This window comes from Brachybacterium squillarum M-6-3 (assembly GCF_000225825.1).
Taxonomy (GTDB): domain Bacteria; phylum Actinomycetota; class Actinomycetes; order Actinomycetales; family Dermabacteraceae; genus Brachybacterium; species Brachybacterium squillarum.
The window spans coordinates 294,707-312,447 of sequence record NZ_AGBX01000007.1 but is presented as its reverse complement, the minus strand read 5'-3'; the positions used below and the strand labels follow the sequence as shown (position 1 = coordinate 312,447).

Genomic DNA, 17,741 nt, shown 5'->3' with positions numbered 1-17,741 from the left:
CGTGTCCGCCGAGGATCATCGGCGGACGCGGGCCCGTCCCGTGCGGCAGACTGGTGACATGGACCATCTGCATGACGACGTCATCCGCAAGGTCGCCGATCACGACGTGCGGTTCATCCGCCTGTGGTTCTGCGACATCGTCGGCGCCCTGAAGTCGATCGCGATCTCCCCGGCGGACCTCGAGACCGCCTTCACCGAGGGCATCGGCATCGACGGATCCACCATCGAGGGCCTCACCCGCAGCTACGAGTCGGACATGCTGCTGCGGCCGGACCCCAGCACCTTCGAGCTGATCGCCTGGCGGGGCACCTCCAACGCCACCGCCCGCATGATGTGCGATGTCCTCACCCCCGACGGGGAGCCGGCAGCCTCCGACCCCCGCCGGGTGCTGCGCGACCAGCTCTCCCGCGCCGAAGACCAGGGCCTGGAGCTGTTCGTCCACCCCGAGATCGAGTTCTACCTGTTCCAGGAGCCCTACCAGGTGGGGGAGGCGCTGCGCCCCATCGACCGGGCCGGCTACTTCGACCACGTCCACCGCGGCAACGGGCAGGACTTCCGCCGCCTCGCCGTGGAGCACCTGGAGGCCATGAACATCCAGGTGGAGTACTCCCACCACGAGAACGGCCCCGGGCAGAACGAGATCGACCTGCGCTACGCGGACGCCATGACCACTGCCGACAACATCATCACCCTGCGCACCGTGGTCAAGGAGGTCGCGCTCGGCCTGGACCAGGTGGCCACCTTCATGCCCAAGCCGATGGTCGGCGAGCCCGGCTCCGGCATGCACACCCACCTCTCCCTGTTCCAGGGCGGCAAGAACGCCTTCCACGAGCCGGGCGCCGAGTACGGCCTGTCCCGGATGGGCCGCCAGTTCATCGCCGGCCTGCTGCGCCACGCCCCCGAGTACTGCGCGATCACCAACCAGTGGGTGAACTCCTACAAGCGGCTGTGGGGCGCGCAGGAGGCGCCGAGCTACATCTGCTGGGGCCACAACAACCGCTCCGCCCTGGTGCGGGTGCCGTTCCACAAGCCCACCAAGGGCACCAGCTCCCGCGTCGAGTACCGCGGCACCGACTCCGCCACCAACCCCTACCTGGCCTTCGCCGTGCTGCTGGCCGCCGGGATGAAGGGCATCGAGGAGGGCTACGACATGCCCGAGGGCGCCGAGGACGCCGTCTGGGAGCTCACGGACCGGGAGCGGCAGGCGATGGGCATCGAGCCGCTGCCCACCGACCTGTTCCGGGCGCTCGACAACTTCGAGCACTCCGAGCTGATGGCCGAGACCCTCGGCGAGCAGGTCTTCGAGTTCTTCCTGCGCGACAAGCGCAACGAGTGGTCCCGGTACCGCGAACAGGTCACCCGCTACGAGCTCGAGTCCACCTTCGGCCGCATCTGAGCCCCACCCCGAGCAAGGAGCAGCATGTCCCGCGAACCGGCCACCACCACCGGTGCCCTCGCCCGGCTCGGCTTCACCCGCACCGACCGGGTGCGCCGCTTCCTGGACGACCCGGCACTCGCGGACCTCGGGGAGGGGGCGGCCGCCGCCATCGGCGCCACCGCCGACGGGGACGACGCCCTGATGGGGCTGCTGCGCCTGGCCGAGGCCGCCGAGGAGAAGGGGCAGCGCGCCCTGCTGCGCCCCTTCCTCGCCGGGATCGCCGAGCGCGGCGGGCCCGGGCACCGGCTGGTGCGGCTGCTGGGCACCTCGGTGGCCCTCGGCGACTTCCTCGCCCGGCACCCCGAGAGCCTGGAGGTGCTGCAGCAGGGCGACGACGAGCTGCGCCGCAGCGCCGTCGAGGTGCGGGCCGACCTGGTGCGGGCCGTCGGAGCCGACCCGGAGTCGGCCGTGCCGGTGGCCGGCCTGGAGGGCCGCGAGGGCCGCGACGCCCTGCGCATCGCCTACCACGCGCGGCTGGTGCAGATCGCCGCCGCCGACGTCGTCGCCGCCGAGCCCACCGCGATCCAGCCCGCCGTCTCCCGCGCCATCTCCGACCTCGCCGACGCCGCCCTCGACGCCGCCGCGGCCCTGGCACGCGCCGCCGTCGAGGGCCAGGAGCACGTCCGCTGGAGCGTCATCGCCATGGGCAAGACCGGCGCCCAGGAGCTCAACTACATCTCCGACGTCGACGTGATGCACGTGGTCGCCCCCGCCGAGGGGCAGGACGGTCCCGCCTGCGACGAGGAAGAGCTGGTCACCGTCGGCTCGGCCCTGGCCCGGGAGCTGGCCCGGATCTGCTCGGACCGCACCGCCGAGGGCTCCCTGTGGCAGGTCGATGCGAACCTGCGCCCGGAGGGCAAGGACGGGCCGCTGGTGCGCACCCTGGACTCCTACCGCCGCTACTACACGAAGTGGGCGCACTCCTGGGAGTTCCAGGCGCTGCTGAAGGCCCGCGCCGCCGCCGGGGACCGGTCCCTCGGCGAGGAGTACGAGGCGATGGTGGAGCCCTGGATCTGGCAGGCCTCCACCCGCGACAGCTTCGTGGAGGACACCCGGGCGATGCGCCGCCGCGTCATCGCGCACATCCCCCGCGGGGAGGCCGACCGCAACATCAAGCTCGGCCCCGGTGGTCTGCGCGACGTCGAGTTCACCGTGCAGCTGCTGCAGATGGTCCACGGCCGCACCGACGACACCCTGCACACCCGCACCACCCTGGAGTCCCTGGCCCGGCTGGGGGAGGGCGGCTACATCTCCCGCCGCCACGTGGGGGAGATGGACGACGCCTACCGCTTCCTGCGCAGCGTGGAGCACCGCATGCAGATGCAGCGTCTGCGCCGCATCCAGGTGCTGCCCACCGCCGAGGCCGACCAGCGGCGCCTCGCCCGCTCGCTGGGCCTGTCCAGCAAGGACTTCGCCTCCCGCTACCAGACCACCCGGCGCCGGGTGCGTCAGCTGCACGAGGAGATCTTCTACCGCCCGCTGCTGGTCACCTCCTCCCAGCTCAGCGACGGGGAGATCGCGCTCAGCCCCGAGTCGGCCGCCGCGCGCCTGGCCGCGATCGGCTACCGCGACGGCGCCCGGGCGCTCGGGCACATCACCGCGCTGACCGAGGGCATCTCCCGCCGCGCCTCCATCCAGCGCCAGCTGCTGCCGGCCCTGCTGGAATGGTTCGCCGAAGGCATCGACCCGGACCTGGGACTGCTGATGTTCCGCCGGATCTCCGATCGGATCGGCTCGGCCCACTGGTACCTGGGGATGCTGCGCGACTCCGGCGTCGCCGCCCGCCGCCTCACCCATGTTCTCTCCGCCAGCCGCTTCGCCGGGGAGCAGCTCGAGCAGATCCCCGAGGCCGTGCGCTGGCTCTCCCGCGACGAGGAGCTGAGGCCGCTGTCGCGCGACGCCCTGGCCCGCGAGTTCCTCGCGGTCATCCGCCGGGTGGAGACCGTGGACGCGGCCCGCGACGTGCTGCGCCGCACCCGCACCCGGGAGCTGCTGCGGGTGTCCCTGGCGCACCTGACCGGGGCGGTGACCTCCGAGCAGGTCGCCGCCGCCCTCACCGACCTCGCCGAGGCGGTGCTCGAGGCCGGCACCCTGGTCGCCTACCACCAGGTGGCGCGGGAGCGCGGCCTGATCCCCCGGGACGCCCCCACCCTGGACGGCGCGACCGAGGTGGACGAGGAGACCGCCGAGCGGATCCGCGAGAACCGCTCCGATCCCGCGCGGGCCCTGGGCATCGAGCTGGCCGTCATCGCGATGGGCAGCTTCGGCGCCCGCGAGATGGGCTACTCCTCCGATGCGGACGTGCAGTTCCTGGCCATCGACCACGGCGCCGGGACGGACACCACCGCCATCGGCGGGGAGGTCGCCACCACCCTGCAGCAGCTGCTGAACGCCCCCGCCGCCGGCACCGACATGAAGCTCTCCGCGGATCTGCGCCCCGAGGGCCGCAACGGCCTGCTGGCCCGCAGCCTGGACGGCTGGATCGACTACTACCGGCGCGACGCCCTCACCTGGGAGAAGCAGGCCCTGCTGCGCGCCCGCCCGGTGGTGGCCTCCGCCGAGCTGTCCGAACGGATCACCGCCGAGATGGACCGGCACCGCTACCCGGCCGGGGGCCTGTCGGAGACGGCCCGCAGGGAGATCTCCCGGATGAAGGCGCGGGTGGAGTCCGAGCGGCTGCCCCGCGGCGCCGACCCCACGCGGCACCTGAAGCTCGGCCGTGGCGGCATGACCGATGTCGAATGGACCGTGCAGCTGCTCGCCCTGGAGCACGGGCACGAGGTCGAGGCGCTGCGCACCCCCACCACCCTCGCGGCCCTCACCGCGATCGATGAGGCCGGACTGCTCGAGCACCACGAGGTGCGCGAGCTCGCCGAGGCCTGGTCCCTGGCCTGGCAGGTGCGCCGCGCCCTGTTCCTGTGGAAGGGCAAGGAGGGCGCCGTGCTGCCCTCGGACCGCAACGACCTGCGCGCGCTGGCCACCCTGCTGGAGGGCGATGAGGCCTCGGCCACGGAGGTCGAGGAGCGCTATCGCAAGCTCACCCGCCGCGCCCGCACGGTCGCCGAGCGGGTCCTGTTCCCCGGCACCTGATCAGCCCGCGACGATCCGGCGCTCGGCGCGGGGTCACCCCCGCCCCCCGGGCGTGACCCCGCGCCATGCGCCCGATCGTCGCAGGGCCCTGGTGTGATGCGGGCGGCACCCGGCCCCGCCACCACGGCGGGCGCCCGGCGGGGACGTAGCCTGGGCGCCGTCCCGCGCGGCCAGCCCGCGCCCGCCGTGCCCTCCGAGGAACGATGACCACCCCCAGCCTGAGCGCCGACACCCCCCGCGGCCGCATGTATCGCCTCGAGCCCGAGGGCCCAATGCTGCTGCCCTCGATCACCACCGTCGCCGGGATGCGCGCCAAGGACCACCTGCAGGGCTGGTACGCCACGATGGCCTCGAAGCGGGCGCTGGACATGTACGCCTGGCTGGACCGGAACCCGCAGCGGGCCGCCGCGGAGATCTCCCGCGTCTCCCGCGACCGCTGGGGCACCCAGAAGCGCATCGCCGCCGCCGCCGAGGAGTACACCCGCGGCGCCGCGGACTTCGGCACCCTGGTCCACGCCGCCTGCGAGGACTGGGCCCGGGCGGGGGAGCGGCCCCGCCGCGAGCAGGTGGGGGAGCGGGCCGCGGAGATGCGCGCCGCCTCCGGGGCGTTCGCTGCCGAGCAGGACATGGAGGGGATCCTGGACCGGGCCGCGGTGCGGCTGGACGGCTATGCCGCCTTCCTCGACGACTTCCAGCCGGAGTTCCTGGAGATCGAGCAGACCGTCGTGAACCACTCCGTGGGCTACGCCGGCACCACCGACGCGATCGTGCGGATCGGCAACACGGTGCTCTCGGCCGACATCAAGACCTCCAAGAAGGTGCGCGGCGACTACGCCCTGCAGGGCGTCGCGGTGACCCGCGCCGAGCAGCTGCTGGACGACGACGGCACCCAGCGCCCGATGCCGGAGGTGACCGGCGCCTTCGTGATCCACCTGCCCGAGAAGGGCGGCTACGCGGCGGTGCCGCTGCGCACCACCGATGCCGAGTTCGAGGTGTTCCGGTCCCTGCGCAGCGCCTGGGGCTTCGTGCCCGAGGACTGCGCGCTGGACGCCGCGAAGGACCCGAAGGCGCTGCTGCTCAGCCTGCTGCGCGCCAAGGGCGGGCTCGACCAGATCGCCTGAGCCGCGCCCGACGCGCGGGGGCCGCGGTGCTCAGGCCGTCGCGGTGAGCGGGGCGCCGTCGGTGACGGGCTCCTGCTCGTGCCGGCGCACCAGCACCGCCGCCAGCACCGAGGCCACCCCTGTCACGGCGGAGAGCAGCACCAGCACCACCCCCGGATGCCACCAGGCCTGCCCGGTCGCGGTGCCGAGGGCCGCGGTCAGCAGCGGCACGAAGCCCGCCACCGTCGCCGCGACCGCGTAGGACAGCGAGAGCGCCGAGTAGCGGAAGCGGTCCGGGAACAGGTCGCTCATCAGCCCGCCGAGGGCCGCCCAGGACATGGTCGGCAGGATCCCGCCGATCACCATCATCGCCACCAGCACCCCGAAGCCCGCCGACTGCAGCAGGAAGTACATCGGGAAGGCGATCAGCGCGGTGCCGAGCGCGCCGATCCCCACCACCAGGGCGGAGCTGGTGCGGGCCGCGAGCGCCCCGAAGGCGGGCACCGTCACCAGCTGCAGCAGCGCCCCGATGGTCGCCGCCGTCATCAGCTGCACCGAGTCGTAGCCCAGCACCACGGCCCCGTAGTTCATCGTGTACGTGTTCATCAGGGCGTAGGAGCCGATGCCGAGCTGTGCGGCGGCGACGGCCACCAGGAGCGCGCCGGGGCGGCGCCGCAGCATCGCCAGCATCGGCAGCTTCTCCCGGGCGCCTTCGCGGCTCATCCGGGTGAACACCGGGGTCTCCTCGACCCGGCGGCGCAGGTAGAGGGAGACCAGCAGCAGCGGGATCGCCAGGAAGAACGGCACCCGCCAGCCCCAGCTCGCCATCGCCTCCATCGGCAGCGTCGCCGTGAGCACGAGGAACACGGTGGCCGAGAGGATCGAGCCGATGGGGGAGCCGAGCTGCGGGATCGCCGCGTAGAAGGCGCGTCGCACGGGATGGGCGTGCTCGGTGGCCAGCAGCACCGCGCCGCCCCACTCGCCGCCCAGCGAGATGCCCTGCACCAGGCGCAGCAGCACCAGGCCCATCGCCCCCAGCCAGCCGGCCTGCGCATAGGTGGGCAGCACGCCGATCAGCCCGGTGGCGACACCCATCAGGGTGACGGTCCAGATCAGGGTGGCGCGTCGGCCCAGCCGGTCGCCCATGTGCCCGAAGATCAGCGCCCCGACGGGACGGATCACGAAGGACACCGCGATGGTGCTGAAGGAGGCCAGCGTCGCCCCGGCCGCGCCGAGCGGCTCGAAGAACAGCGGCCCCACGAAGAACGCCGAGAAGTAAGCGTAGAGGTAGAAGTCGAACTGCTCCAGGGAGGTGCCGATCATCGAGGCCCAGGCCACCCGCCAGGGGGTGCGGGTGGGGGTGGTGCCGGGGGCCTGCGTGCTGGTCATCGTCCTCCGCCGTCGCGTCTCGCGTGCCGTCCCGGCGCCGGACGGCACGGGGACCAGCCCACTGTAGGGTCCCGCCGCGGCCGGTGGCGGACGACGTGATCGTCCCCTCGCCGCGGCGCCCCGGCGGTATCCGTCGACTCAGGGCTTCGGGAAGACCGTCAGACGGAGGAGAGCTGCTGGATCCTTTGGCGCGAGAGACCGAGGAGTGTCGCGGTGTCGGCTTGGCTCAGGCCCTGCGCGAGGAGCTCGTGGACGGCGCGGCGACGAAGCGCGGCGGCCTCGTCCAGCGCGGCACGCCCCGTCGCCTCACGTTCGGCGGCAGTGTCGACGGCCCTCGCCACCTCGGCAGGCAGCGAGTAGTTGACCCGGACGTCGATATCAGGATCGTCGCTCCACAGATCGATGACGTCTCGCGCCTCTCGGGCGAGGTCCTCAGCGCGTCGCGCCTGCCCCGTGGCGACGATCGTCTTGCCGGTGGCGGAGCTGACGGAGGTGAGCGCTGGAATCTCGAATGTCCACCACGCTCCGTCGCGGTGTACTGCCCGGAGACGTTGATCAATCGCGAGAAGGGCGGGAGGTTCCTGAAGGCCGTGTGCGGCCGGTGATGGTTGTAGTAGTGCAGCCAGTCGTCCAGCTCGCACTGTCGTTCGGCTTCGGAGGTGTAGCAGCGGGCGTAAGCCCATCCGTCGGCCAGGGTGCGGTGGAAGCGCTCGATTTTCCCGTTGGTCTGCGGCCTGTAGGGCCGGGTGCGCTTGTGCCGGATACCGAGTTCGGCGCAGGTGTCGCGCCACAGGTGTGAGCGGTACGCGCCGCCGTTGTCGGACAGGACCTGCTCGACGGTGACGCCGCGGGCGTTGAACCACTCGACGGCTCGGACCAGCACGGCGGTGGCAGTGCGGGCGGTTTCGTCGTCGTGGATCTCGACATAGGCGACGCGGGAGTGGTCGTCGAGGACGGTATGGACGTAAGCCTTGCCCATCAACGGGTCGTAGTGCTTGTTCTTCGGCTTGTCGGGTGTAGCGGCCCGGTTCTTGTCGCCCTTTCGCCGCCCGACGTAGCGCCATCCTCCGCCGTCGGGAATGTTGCCGAGCTTCTTCACGTCGACGTGCAGCATCGACCCCGGGTGATCGTGCTCGTAACGGCGGACCGGTTCTCCCGTGGCGCGGTCGACGTGCGACAGCCGGTTCAAGTGCACGTCTGTAAGGATGCGGTGGACCGTGGACGGGGCTATCCCAAGTCGGCTGGCCAACTGCACCGGCCCCTCCCGTAGTTGCAGGCGAAGACGGACGCAGCGCCTGGCAGTCTGCTGGTTGGTCTTGTTCGGTGAGTGATGCGGCCTGGATGACCTGTCCTGCATTGGCTCGCCGGTGCGGTAGCGGTCGGCCCAGCGCTTCACCGTGGGCCAGGAGACCTGGAACCTGGCGGCGACCTCGCTGATCGGCCAGCCGTCATCGACGACCAAGCGGCCGACGATCAGGCGGTGGCGAGGGGTGAGAGCGGCGTTCGCGTGGGACATGACGAGGCCTTCCTGGGGGCATGCGCCGCCCAGGAAGGCCAGTTGCCGCCGCGGGCGGCGAAATTGTGTGGGTCAGGGCTCATTGAGATGTGCACGAACTCGTGAGCCGTGGCACATGACGGTGTCGAGGGGCGTTCCCCGGCTCAGGCTCCCGGGTAGGAGTCGAGGTTCCACCAGTGGCCATCGAAGTCAGCGACACATGCGTTGCGCCCTCCGTGGGGGGCGTCGTTGGGCTCCGTGACGGTGGTCGCGCCGTGTGCCAGGGCTGCGGCGAAGAGGCTGTCCACGTCCTCATCACTGGCGACCACCAGGTTGCAGATCCCCGGCCCGTAATGCGGGTCATCGTCCCGAACAGAGCCGAGCATGATGCCCCCGTTGTCGCGCCAGGCAAGTTGCGCATGGGCCACCAAGGTCGCGTCATCAGGATCCCGCACGATCATGGCGGTGGTGAAGCCGATGGCTTGGAGGAAGTCGATGCCTCGATCGGCGTCTGTATAGCGCAGGCAGTGGAACAGCTGTGGTGTCGTCATGGCTCTAGCCTCACGCCGGAAGCATGTCGGTGTCTTGAAGCAATGGGAAATCGTCCTTCGACTGGCGCAGCGTCCATCCAGTCATCGACTTCCATTCCCGGGACAGGTGCGGTTGGTCGCTGTAGCCGGCCATCGCCGCGACGTTCGAGGGCTGGGCGCCACGCTGGACCAAGTCTTTGGCGTGGGTGAAGCGAGCGATGCGCGCCACCTGCTTGGGCGAGAGACCGGTCTCGAGGTCGAACAGGCTTGAGAGCCGCCGTCTGGACAGGCCAACGTCCTGAGCCAGGCCGGAGATGGGGATCGTGCCTCGGGTCCGATGGATCCGCGCGAGTGCCTCGACCAGGTCTGCGCGCGGTGCATGAGGATGCTGCTCCAGCCTCTTGGTGAGGAATGCCGCCAAGAGGTGGAACCGTCGTGGCCACGTTGACTGTCGCAGCTGGTCGAGCTGGTGCCCGGGCCACGAGAGATCATTCACATCAACCATCGAGCCGGCCAGTTCCCCGGCCGGCAGCCCGAGAAGCCGACGGGCCGAGAGCGGGTGGAGCGACAATTCGAGGCCCTGCTGGCGTCCCCTCGACTGGATCAGAGCCGGAGTAGTGTGCAAGCCGGAGACAAGTACGTCACAGAGCTGCCGCGCGCCGCCATGAAGCCAGCCACAGTCGATCGGCTCTGCGAGGGACAGCACCACCGTGACGCCCATCGAGGGAACCCCGTGGTGGACGGTGTCGGTACTGGTGAAGTCGTACCCCACCCAGGAAAGGAGATGGGGGCGCAACCCTTGCGGGATAGCTGGCTGCCAGACGGGCATGCACCCACCCTAGGTGTTGCGGGGCATGACGTTGTAGACGCTGGCCGGGGATGAAGGAACGGGCCCCGTGACCGGCACGATGGGTGGTGTCTAGACAGCCATCTCGCGGCAGGAGGCCCGTTCCATGACCCACCGTAATGCCCCGCTGACGACGCTTGGGAGACAGCGAGCCATCGACCAGGTGATCGAGAGAGGCCGTCCGATCGCGCACGTCGCCGCGGAGTTCCACATCGCCCGAACGACGCTCTCGAAATGGGTCGGCCGCTTCCGCGAGCACGGCGAGCTCGGTCTGCAGGACCGCTCCAGCGCGCCAGCGAACCGACCCACCCGGCTCCCGGTCTGGGTGCTCGAGCTGATCGAGTCCTGGCGGCGAGAGAAGAAGTGGTCCGCCCGCCGGATCGCCCGCGAACTCACCGACGGCCACGGCTTCGCATGCTGCGTGCGGACGGTGACTCGCTGGCTGGACCGCCTGGGATTGAACCGGATCCGAGACATCACCCCGGACGGAGAGAACCTGCGTCGACCAGGGAAGATCCACGCCCGGTATCCCGGGCACATGGTCCACATGGACGTGAAGAAGATCGGCAAGCTCCGCGACGGCGGGGGCTGGTGGGCGCATGGCCGCGGTTCCGTGCAGGACAAGAAGAAGCACTCGCAGCGGATTGGCTACACCTACCTCCACTCGATCATCGACGGGTTCTCCCGCCTGGCCTACACCGAAGCACTCGAGGACGAAACTGCCGCAACGACCATCGCGTTCTTCCACCGCGCCCGGGCATTCTTCACCGCCCACGGGATCACGCGAATCTCCCGCCTGATCACCGACAACGGCAGCAACTACACCGCCAAAGCGTTCCGACGTTCAACCAGGGCGTTCATCGGCCGGCACCAGCGCACCAGGATCTACACGCCTCGGCACAACGGGAAGGTCGAGCGCTACCAGCGGATCATGACCGACGAATGCCTCTACGCCCGCGCCTATGCCTCCGAGAATGAGCGGCGAGACGCGATCAGGATCTGGGTCCACCACTACGACTACCATCGCCCCCACACCGCCTGCAGCGATCAGCCCCCAGCCTCACGCCTCCACACCGGCGTCGGTAACGTCATGGCCAACTACACCTAGGGAAGCCCCGGCCCAGAAACAGTCACTTGTCTGACGACCACTGTGGTGTCGCTACACGACCGCCAGGGCCGGGGCGGCTCGATCAACCTCTCCGAACAGTACACCTAGTGGACGGAGGACAAGGTCGTCATTCTTGTGGCATCTGCCTGGTCGCGGCGGTCATCCCGCGGGACGAGGTGACCGCTACGCGACCGCCGAATCGCTGGTGCATACGGAAAGGCCCCCGCCCCGCGCGAGGCAGGACGGGGGCCGATGCCCGGGGCTCGGGCTCCGACGACTCAGATGGCTCTGACGGCTCAGATGTCGTAGTAGTGCACGGCGTGTCTTTCACCTGGGGAAATGCAGGAGCGTGCAACTAGCGTGCGCTCCCGAACCGTCAACACCCCTCGGAAGGCACCCGCCATGACCACCTACACCACCCGCCGCGACGCCATCGACTCCCTGATCCTCCCTGCCCTCACCCTCGACGGACACGACGACACCAGCAGCTATGACGTGGACGCCATTGCGGACGCCGTGCTCGGTGTCCACGCCCAGGGCTACGCCCAGCAGGTCCACGGGCCCGCGTTCTGGGATGCCGTGGCCGCCGCACACCTGGACGCCACCCCGGAGCGGGCGGCATGGATCGACGCCCACGGCGCCACGGACACCCTGCCCGGCGGCGACGTGTGCGGATGCCCCGACCCTCGGTGCATCGGCCACCACCATCCCGTGGACGCTGAGGTGTGGGGGTGCGTCCAGTCGCCCCGTGCAGACCGCTGACAGGCCCACAGACAGACGAACGGCCCCCACACCCAACTCGGGGTGCGGGGGCCGTCGCCGTGGACGCTCAGGGCCCGTCAGGCGTCCATGAGGGCGCACATCTGCCGGTAGCCGCGGGCCTGCCGGAAGAACACCTCATCGTCCGGGGACAGGGTGAAGTCCTCCTGGAACAGGACGCTGCGCAGCAGCATGGCCGCGCCGTCCAGCTCACCGGCCCGCTCCACGTCCTCGCAGACGGCCTGCTCGGCCTCGACCTCGGCCAGCAAGCGCCGCCACTTCTGCACCGGGTCCTCAGACGCGGGCTGGTGCGGCACGATGCGGGCGAGGAGGTGCCGCCACATGCGCATGATGCCCCTCATCGCTGCCCCCTCTCGCGGTCGCGCTGATCGGCCAGGCCCGCGATGAAGCCGGCGAGCATGCCCGACGCCTCCGCGGTGCCGTCGTCACGGTCGGGCTCGAAGTAGCCGCGCATCTTCGCCTCGGTCGTGTCCACCTCCAGCAGTCGCGGCACGGCCCGCACGGGGTCCGTGGACAGCAGCGGGAACAGCCGCAGCCGGTACATCTGGAAGCGGGCCAGCATGAGGTCCCGGGCGTGCTGCGCCTCGGGGAGGACGCCCTTCGCGTTCTCCAGGGCCCGGTGCGCGGTCATCCGGGACACGCCGTGCGTGTCGGCGGCCTGCCGGATGGTCGCCCCAGCGGCGAGGGACTGCACGATGCGGGCGTCCCGCTGCTCGCGCTCGGCGCGGCTGGAGGCCTTCACTGTCCCGCCTCCATGAGTCCCGTGTCCTGTCCCGCGGTGCGGGCGTTGGCCTGCTCGCGGATCGCGTCGTTGTGGACGGTCCGGTCGGCGTCGGACAGGGTGCGGGCGTCGTCCGCATTGGGCCGCATCCCGAGGGTGGCGGCGTATCCGTCGTGGTCGGCCTGGAACAGGGTCGCGCGGGGCCCGTAGCCGGGTTCCTGGCCGTCTGCGGTGGCCTCGAGGACGTCGGCCCAGGCGTTGACGAGCGCACGCTCCTGGGCGACTTCCTGGGCCTTCTGAGCACCGTCGTGGCCCAGCGCGGTGAGCCGGTCCATGACGCGGGCGCGGACCTCGACCTGTGCGCCCTCGGGGTCGGCGGACGCGAGGACACGGGGACTGGTCTCCAGCATGTCCAGGATCACCGCGCAGCGGGTCTCCGTGGCGGCGTCCACGATGGCGAGGAGGTTCCGGTCGTTGTCCAGCAGCGTCTCGACCTTCTGCCGTTCCCGGCCCTGCACGGCGATGTCGTCGGCGGTGCGGGGGGCGAGGGTGGCGAGGACGGCCTCGACGGGGTCGGGGCCGGTGACCCGCTCGGGCACGGCTGCTCGGAGGGCCTGCCGGGCCTTGACGCGGGCCTGGTACCGCTCGGCCTGGTTCGCCTCGGGGGTGAGGCGGGGATCGTGCAGCTTCGCCGACTCGATGAGTGCCGCCCGGTAGGTGAGGTAGGCGGCCTGGTAGCTGTTCGTGTTCTTCATGGGGTGAGCCTTTCTGCTCAGGAGTGATTGAGATGTCGGAGGCGGGGGCGGGGATGGTGGTGCCCTCGCTGTTGCCTGGCCGGTCATGGTGTGGCCTCCAGGTCGTCGGCGATGTCGTGCAGGCCGTCCGCGATGGCCCGCAGCTGGTCGGCGGGGATGAACAGGGACCGGCCGCGGGTGGTGATGAGCGCTCCGGGTTCGGCGTCCACCTGGAGGCGGTTCCACCAGTAGGGGGTGACGCGCGGGGCGCTGGGGGTGGTGCTCATCGGTTCGCCCCCGTCCGCGGGGTGCCGCCCCAGACGCCGTGCCGTTCCCCGGCTGTGTCCGCGTAGGTGCCGCACTGGATCAGGGCTGGACAGTCGATGCATCGGCCGGCGGCCCAACGCTGCTCGGCGGTGGTGCCGTTCCACCGGTCCGCGTCGGCCCCGGTGCAGGGGGTGGGGCCGGTAGCGGTGATGCGGTCGTGGAGGGCTCGCCATGCGGTGAGGGCGTGCTCGGGGACACCGAGGCTGTTGCTCATGCCAGGCCCCCGTCGCACTCGCCGGTGCAGGCCGGGTCACCGCAGCCAGGGCAGAGGTCCTCGGCCATCGGTTCAAGCTCTAGGGGGCGTTGATCCCTTGGACCCATTGAGCCAATGGAGCCACTCTGAGCCGATCGAACCTGCAGGTCAGAGCCCATAGGCTCCATAGGTTCAATACACACACTCTCCCCAGGGCTTGAGCCGTTGGGTTCAGCCGGGAGGGACCACAGCGACCTCGGGGGTTGTCCACCCTTCCGTACCGACACGACTCCGAGCCGGTGCGCTGCCCGCTTGATGGTGGGGAGGCTGTGCCCCTCCTTCTGGCCCTCGCGGATGACGATCTGACGCTGCTCGCCGGGGCACGCGTCCAGGTAATCCCGCAGCCACTCACACGCCTCGGCTAGCGCGCCGCGGGTCTCCATGCCGCCCCCGGCGGCCGCGTCGGCCATCGCGGCCTTCACGGTGGTGTCCACGGAGCCGTGCCACTCCAGCAGTCCCGTGCTGATCGGCCCGTCCAGGGAAGGCACCGTGGCGGTGGCTACGGTGAACACGTCCGAGGACGGGCTGATCGGCCCGAGGTTGTTCTTCACGGTGCCGAACAGGCGGCGACGGTCGTCCTCGTCCTCGGGGTCCGCGACGACGGTGGACACCGAGCGGGCGACCGCAGGGAAGGCGCGGGAGCCCATGAGGGCCCGCAGCGGGTCCGCGGCACCGCTCTTGTTGACGTGGATCAGGCCCAGGACGGCCATGCGCGCGACGTCGGCGGCTTTCACCAGGGGCTCCAGGGCACGGCGCACCTCGGAGTCCTTGTGCGTGTCCAGACCCTCCAGGCGCGACATGATCGGGTCGAGCACGAGCAGGGCCACGCCCTCGACGCGGGCGAGGTCGGCCAGGGCCTCGATGTCCTTGGGCAGGGAAAGGCCGGTGATGAACCCGTCGCTGGTCTGGACGTCTACCTGTAGCACGCGGGAGAGGTCGGCCCCGGCGGCCATGAGGCGCGGCACGAGGGTGTGCTCCCAAGAGTCCTCCGTGGCCGCGATGATCACGGACCGGGGGGCGCCGTACTCGTCGCCGGGGAGCGTGCCGCGGGTGATCGCGGCGACCAGCCACGCGGTGAGGGTGGACTTCCCCAGGCCCTCGCCGCCGGCGAGGAGGGAGAGGGTGCCTGCCGCGATGCGACCGTCCCAGAGCCAGGAGACACGGCGGGGCGTCACGCTGTTGGCGCGCTGCACGATGAGCTGTCGGCCCTGGTGGTCGCCGGTGCAGTCGATCGTAGGGACGGCGTGCTCGTCGCACCAGTCGCCAGCGGTGTCCAGTGGGGTGGTCATGCGGTCACCCCCTGCGCGTCCAGGCGGGCCGCGTCGTCCTCCAGTGCCCTCGCAGCGTCCCGCAGCACCAGCACCAGGCCATCGGCCGGACCTTCGTCCACGGCCTGCCGGATGCGAGTCGCGTGCTCGATGGCGCGGCGGCGAGTGGTGGCCTCGATCAGCTCGGGCACGAGCACGAGGTCACCGGCACCGCGGGGGCAGGCATCCACACCGGACAGGTCGATCACGAGGGTGTCGAACCGTTGCCGGTCCACGGGCCGGATGATCCCTGCGGCCTGCGCGGCCCCTCCGAGGGCCGTCACGGCCACAGCGTCCCCACGGCGGGCCAGGAGCCCGATGGTGCGGAGAACGGCCCGCAGAGGGGCACTGGTGACGTCCGCGGGGGTGATGGTGTCCAGGGTGGTGATCACGTCCGCGTGGGAGGCGTGGATCAGTGCCCCGGTGACGGCGGCCTCGCGGGTATCGAGGGTGGCGACGTCGATCAGCGTGGGGATGGGCGTGGGAGACCCCGGGCGGGTATCCTGGGGGTGAGTGCTACGGGTGTCTCGTGCCGCCTCGGTCTGACCACCGGGGCGGCTTTCCTGTGTGATCGTCACCGGTTCTCCACCCCCGCCGTTGGGATGGGGGTGAGCAGGGCGTCCAGCTCCGCGCGGTCAACGCGGATGGAGCGGGCTCCGAGGCGGTATCCGGTGAGGTCGCCGCGGGCGATGAGGTTGCGAATCGTGCGGCCGGTGACGTTCAGGTACTCGGCCGCGGCCGTCTGCGTGACGTACCGGCCTGTCAGGGTCTCAGGCATGAGAAAGCTCCCGTGCGATGTGCGCATGCTGCGCTACGTCACCGGGAGCTGATACGCCTATGCGCCGCTGTTCCACCTACTGGTGGCCCTGTACTGGTGGCGACCGTGCTCGCCGAACGTTGGAGCATTCACGGTACCATACGTCGGTTCCGCTCAGTGCCAGGCGACACGCACCGTTCCGGGGTCCGTGATGCCCTGCGCCGCCAGCTCGTCCCGCCGCCTCTCCCATGCGACCAGTGTCCCCAGAATCGGCTCCAGGGCTTCACGGCCTGCTCGGAGCTTGGGCGTCCCGCAGACCGTGCACTGCACCTGCACCGTCACACGCCCGTCGGAGTCCACGCCGGGCATTGCCACGCTGTCCCGGCCACCGGCGAGGGTCCAGCCGTCACCGGTTCGCTTGAACCGCACCGTGCCGCCCGTGTCGTGCCGCTGCGTCCTGCGCTCGCGCCCCTTGCACGTGAGGCGGACCAATGGCGAGCGGCCCGTGTCCCCGCACAGCCGGTCCAGCAAGTCAGGCACGCCCGGCTCAGCTGCCAGCGCCGCCGTCATCATCTGCTGCATGCCGCTCATCGGTCATCGTCTCCCGTCGTCTCGCTGCTGACTTGCGCGCCAACAGAGGGGGCGAGGGCCGCCCCGAGGGCGTCCGCGATCGCTTGGTCCCGCTCCCGGACCGCGTGCTGGTAGCGCATCGCCACCTGCGGGGACGTGTGGCCTAGCCGGGCCATCAGCTCCCTCGTTGTCGCGCCCGTCGCCGCTGCCAGCGTCGCGCCCGTGTGCCGCAGGTCGTGCGGCTTCACATCGTCCAGGCCAGCGGCCTCCGCCGCCCGCCGGAACATGTACAGGTACCCCGTGTAGGACAGCGGCTGGCCCGCGTCCCTGGGGGAGGGGAACAGGTGACCCATCGGCCCCTCGGCCGCGTGCTCTGCCAGCTGAGCCAGCACGAGGTCGTGCAGCTCGGCGGGGTAGTGGACGGTGCGGACGCTCGATGCGGTCTTGACCGGGCCGATGCGACCCGATTTCGCGTGCACCGCCGATGCCGTCTCGCGGATGCTGAGGGCGTGCGTGCGGGTGTCCACGTCGCGCCGGCGCAGTCCCAGGGCCTCGCCCGGGCGCAGGGCGCAGAACGCGCCCAGGAGGATCGCCAGGCGGCGGGCCTCGGGGGCCTTCTCCGCGAGCTGCTGGACCTCGGGGACGGTCAGGGCGTGGCCCTCGCGCTTGCGCTCGTACTGGCCCGCCCCGCGGACCTTCACGGGCGACTCGGAGACGACGCCATCGTCCACCGCGGCCCGGAACAGCTGCGCCAGGACGCGGTACGCGTTGGCGCGGGCGGCGGGCTTGTCCGAGGGGAAGGTGCCCAGCCACTTGCGGACCATCGCGGGGGTCACGTCGACCATCGGGGTGGTGCCGAAGGTGGGGACGATCCACCGGTCCACCTGCACGCTGTAGTGGTAGCGGGTCCGCTCGCGCACCTGGTGCGTGCGGAGCCACTGCGTGGCGTACTCGCCCACGGTCATGCGGTCGTCGCGGCCGCGCCATGATCCGGTCTCTAGGGCGGCGCGTTGCACGGACAGCCAGGCGTCGGCGTCGACCTTGGCGGTGAACGTCGACGGGGCGGTGCGGCGCTTCCCGGCGGGGTCCAGGTAACTGGCCTGGTACCTGCCGCTGGGGAGCTTCCGCACCGCCCCGAAGGACCGGCGGGTCCGTCGCCGTTTCGCTGGCATGCCTACCTCCTGCTCGTGCAATAACCGTGCGTTACACCGATGGTAGTCGGTTCCGCTCGGTTCTATTGCACGGGAGTGCTACTGTGCAGGCAGCACCCCAGAAACAGGCAGGTCAGCGAAGCA

General features: G+C 70.9%; 18 protein-coding genes and 1 pseudogene. 5 read left to right on the top strand and 14 right to left on the bottom strand.

The features are described from left to right. Positions 1-58: 58 nt before the first annotated feature. The 3 genes from OM98_RS11025 to OM98_RS11015 all read left to right on the top strand — a co-directional run bounded on the left by OM98_RS11025 (position 59) and on the right by OM98_RS11015 (position 5,649). Positions 59-1,396, top strand: a complete 1,338-nt coding sequence (locus OM98_RS11025) for a glutamine synthetase family protein (protein WP_010534685.1) — start codon at positions 59-61, stop codon at positions 1,394-1,396. A gap of 24 nt (positions 1,397-1,420) precedes the next feature. Further along, positions 1,421-4,528, top strand: coding sequence for a bifunctional [glutamine synthetase] adenylyltransferase/[glutamine synthetase]-adenylyl-L-tyrosine phosphorylase (locus OM98_RS11020; RefSeq protein ID WP_010534684.1), 3,108 nt, complete (start codon positions 1,421-1,423; stop codon positions 4,526-4,528). Positions 4,529-4,731: 203 nt separating this feature from the next. Next, positions 4,732-5,649, top strand: coding sequence for a PD-(D/E)XK nuclease family protein (locus tag OM98_RS11015; RefSeq protein WP_010534683.1), 918 nt, complete (start codon positions 4,732-4,734; stop codon positions 5,647-5,649). A gap of 30 nt (positions 5,650-5,679) precedes the next feature. On the opposite strand, the gene OM98_RS11010 is transcribed toward OM98_RS11015, so the two are convergent. The 4 genes and pseudogenes from OM98_RS11010 to OM98_RS10995 all read right to left on the bottom strand — a co-directional run bounded on the left by OM98_RS11010 (position 5,680) and on the right by OM98_RS10995 (position 9,871). Beyond that, entirely contained in the window at positions 5,680-7,017 is a 1,338-nt protein-coding gene (locus tag OM98_RS11010; protein ID WP_010534682.1) for an MFS transporter, read from the bottom strand. Between the two features lie 535 nt (positions 7,018-7,552). Next, positions 7,553-8,533: pseudogene (locus tag OM98_RS11005) on the bottom strand (IS481 family transposase); the annotation flags it as partial. 143 nt (positions 8,534-8,676) lie between these two features. Next, positions 8,677-9,063 (bottom strand): VOC family protein, encoded by a 387-nt coding sequence (locus OM98_RS11000; RefSeq protein ID WP_010534680.1) that lies wholly within the window; start codon positions 9,061-9,063, stop codon positions 8,677-8,679. A gap of 10 nt (positions 9,064-9,073) precedes the next feature. Beyond that, a complete protein-coding gene (locus OM98_RS10995; protein ID WP_010534679.1) occupies positions 9,074-9,871 on the bottom strand; it encodes a helix-turn-helix domain-containing protein in 798 nt (265 codons plus the stop codon). A gap of 124 nt (positions 9,872-9,995) precedes the next feature. On the opposite strand from OM98_RS10995, the gene OM98_RS10990 reads away from it, so the two are divergent. Further along, positions 9,996-10,997, top strand: a complete 1,002-nt coding sequence (locus OM98_RS10990; protein WP_010534678.1) for an IS481 family transposase — start codon at positions 9,996-9,998, stop codon at positions 10,995-10,997. A gap of 402 nt (positions 10,998-11,399) precedes the next feature. Then, complete coding sequence (locus OM98_RS10985) at positions 11,400-11,759, top strand: hypothetical protein (RefSeq protein WP_139017696.1); 360 nt, start codon at positions 11,400-11,402, stop codon at positions 11,757-11,759. Positions 11,760-11,836: 77 nt separating this feature from the next. Here the strand turns inward: OM98_RS10985 and OM98_RS10980 are convergent, their stop codons facing one another. The 10 genes from OM98_RS10980 to OM98_RS10940 form a co-directional block, all read right to left on the bottom strand. After that, positions 11,837-12,118 carry a hypothetical protein gene (locus OM98_RS10980; protein WP_139017695.1) on the bottom strand — a complete coding sequence of 94 codons (282 nt, stop codon included), beginning with the start codon at positions 12,116-12,118 and terminating at the stop codon, positions 11,837-11,839. Further along, positions 12,115-12,519, bottom strand: coding sequence for a helix-turn-helix domain-containing protein (locus OM98_RS10975; protein WP_010534675.1), 405 nt, complete (start codon positions 12,517-12,519; stop codon positions 12,115-12,117). Before OM98_RS10975 ends, OM98_RS10980 begins: the two co-directional genes overlap by 4 nt. Further along, complete coding sequence (locus OM98_RS10970) at positions 12,516-13,253, bottom strand: hypothetical protein (RefSeq protein WP_010534674.1); 738 nt, start codon at positions 13,251-13,253, stop codon at positions 12,516-12,518. The genes OM98_RS10975 and OM98_RS10970 overlap by 4 nt, the downstream gene beginning before the upstream one ends. 83 nt (positions 13,254-13,336) lie before the next feature. Then, on the bottom strand, positions 13,337-13,519 hold the full coding sequence (locus tag OM98_RS10965) for a hypothetical protein (protein ID WP_010534673.1): 183 nt from the start codon (positions 13,517-13,519) through the stop codon (positions 13,337-13,339). Beyond that, positions 13,516-13,773 (bottom strand): WhiB family transcriptional regulator, encoded by a 258-nt coding sequence (locus OM98_RS15300; protein WP_010534672.1) that lies wholly within the window; start codon positions 13,771-13,773, stop codon positions 13,516-13,518. Before OM98_RS15300 ends, OM98_RS10965 begins: the two co-directional genes overlap by 4 nt. Next, complete coding sequence (locus OM98_RS10960; protein ID WP_010534671.1) at positions 13,770-15,101, bottom strand: AAA family ATPase; 1,332 nt, start codon at positions 15,099-15,101, stop codon at positions 13,770-13,772. Before OM98_RS10960 ends, OM98_RS15300 begins: the two co-directional genes overlap by 4 nt. Then, positions 15,098-15,697: a hypothetical protein gene (locus OM98_RS10955; protein ID WP_010534670.1), complete on the bottom strand. Its 600-nt coding sequence runs from the start codon at positions 15,695-15,697 to the stop codon at positions 15,098-15,100. The genes OM98_RS10960 and OM98_RS10955 overlap by 4 nt, the downstream gene beginning before the upstream one ends. After that, positions 15,694-15,897 carry a helix-turn-helix domain-containing protein gene (locus OM98_RS10950; RefSeq protein WP_010534669.1) on the bottom strand — a complete coding sequence of 68 codons (204 nt, stop codon included), beginning with the start codon at positions 15,895-15,897 and terminating at the stop codon, positions 15,694-15,696. The genes OM98_RS10955 and OM98_RS10950 overlap by 4 nt, the downstream gene beginning before the upstream one ends. Before the next feature lie 153 nt (positions 15,898-16,050). Beyond that, positions 16,051-16,467, bottom strand: coding sequence for a hypothetical protein (locus OM98_RS10945; protein WP_010534668.1), 417 nt, complete (start codon positions 16,465-16,467; stop codon positions 16,051-16,053). Next, positions 16,464-17,618 (bottom strand): tyrosine-type recombinase/integrase, encoded by a 1,155-nt coding sequence (locus OM98_RS10940; RefSeq protein ID WP_010534667.1) that lies wholly within the window; start codon positions 17,616-17,618, stop codon positions 16,464-16,466. The genes OM98_RS10945 and OM98_RS10940 overlap by 4 nt, the downstream gene beginning before the upstream one ends. Positions 17,619-17,741: the final 123 nt, after the last annotated feature.

Coding starts and splice junctions, on each gene's coding strand:
- OM98_RS10940 (WP_010534667.1), bottom strand. CDS start 17,618: ATGCCAGCGAAACGGCGACGGACCCGCCGGTCCTTCGGGGCGGTGCGG.
- OM98_RS10965 (WP_010534673.1), bottom strand. CDS start 13,519: ATGAGCACCACCCCCAGCGCCCCGCGCGTCACCCCCTACTGGTGGAAC.
- OM98_RS15300 (WP_010534672.1), bottom strand. CDS start 13,773: ATGAGCAACAGCCTCGGTGTCCCCGAGCACGCCCTCACCGCATGGCGA.
- OM98_RS11015 (WP_010534683.1), top strand. CDS start 4,732: ATGACCACCCCCAGCCTGAGCGCCGACACCCCCCGCGGCCGCATGTAT.
- OM98_RS10980 (WP_139017695.1), bottom strand. CDS start 12,118: ATGAGGGGCATCATGCGCATGTGGCGGCACCTCCTCGCCCGCATCGTG.
- OM98_RS10995 (WP_010534679.1), bottom strand. CDS start 9,871: ATGCCCGTCTGGCAGCCAGCTATCCCGCAAGGGTTGCGCCCCCATCTC.
- OM98_RS11000 (WP_010534680.1), bottom strand. CDS start 9,063: ATGACGACACCACAGCTGTTCCACTGCCTGCGCTATACAGACGCCGAT.
- OM98_RS11025 (WP_010534685.1), top strand. CDS start 59: ATGGACCATCTGCATGACGACGTCATCCGCAAGGTCGCCGATCACGAC.
- OM98_RS11010 (WP_010534682.1), bottom strand. CDS start 7,017: ATGACCAGCACGCAGGCCCCCGGCACCACCCCCACCCGCACCCCCTGG.
- OM98_RS10990 (WP_010534678.1), top strand. CDS start 9,996: ATGACCCACCGTAATGCCCCGCTGACGACGCTTGGGAGACAGCGAGCC.
- OM98_RS10970 (WP_010534674.1), bottom strand. CDS start 13,253: ATGAAGAACACGAACAGCTACCAGGCCGCCTACCTCACCTACCGGGCG.
- OM98_RS10950 (WP_010534669.1), bottom strand. CDS start 15,897: ATGCCTGAGACCCTGACAGGCCGGTACGTCACGCAGACGGCCGCGGCC.
- OM98_RS10985 (WP_139017696.1), top strand. CDS start 11,400: ATGACCACCTACACCACCCGCCGCGACGCCATCGACTCCCTGATCCTC.
- OM98_RS10945 (WP_010534668.1), bottom strand. CDS start 16,467: ATGAGCGGCATGCAGCAGATGATGACGGCGGCGCTGGCAGCTGAGCCG.
- OM98_RS11020 (WP_010534684.1), top strand. CDS start 1,421: ATGTCCCGCGAACCGGCCACCACCACCGGTGCCCTCGCCCGGCTCGGC.
- OM98_RS10960 (WP_010534671.1), bottom strand. CDS start 15,101: ATGACCACCCCACTGGACACCGCTGGCGACTGGTGCGACGAGCACGCC.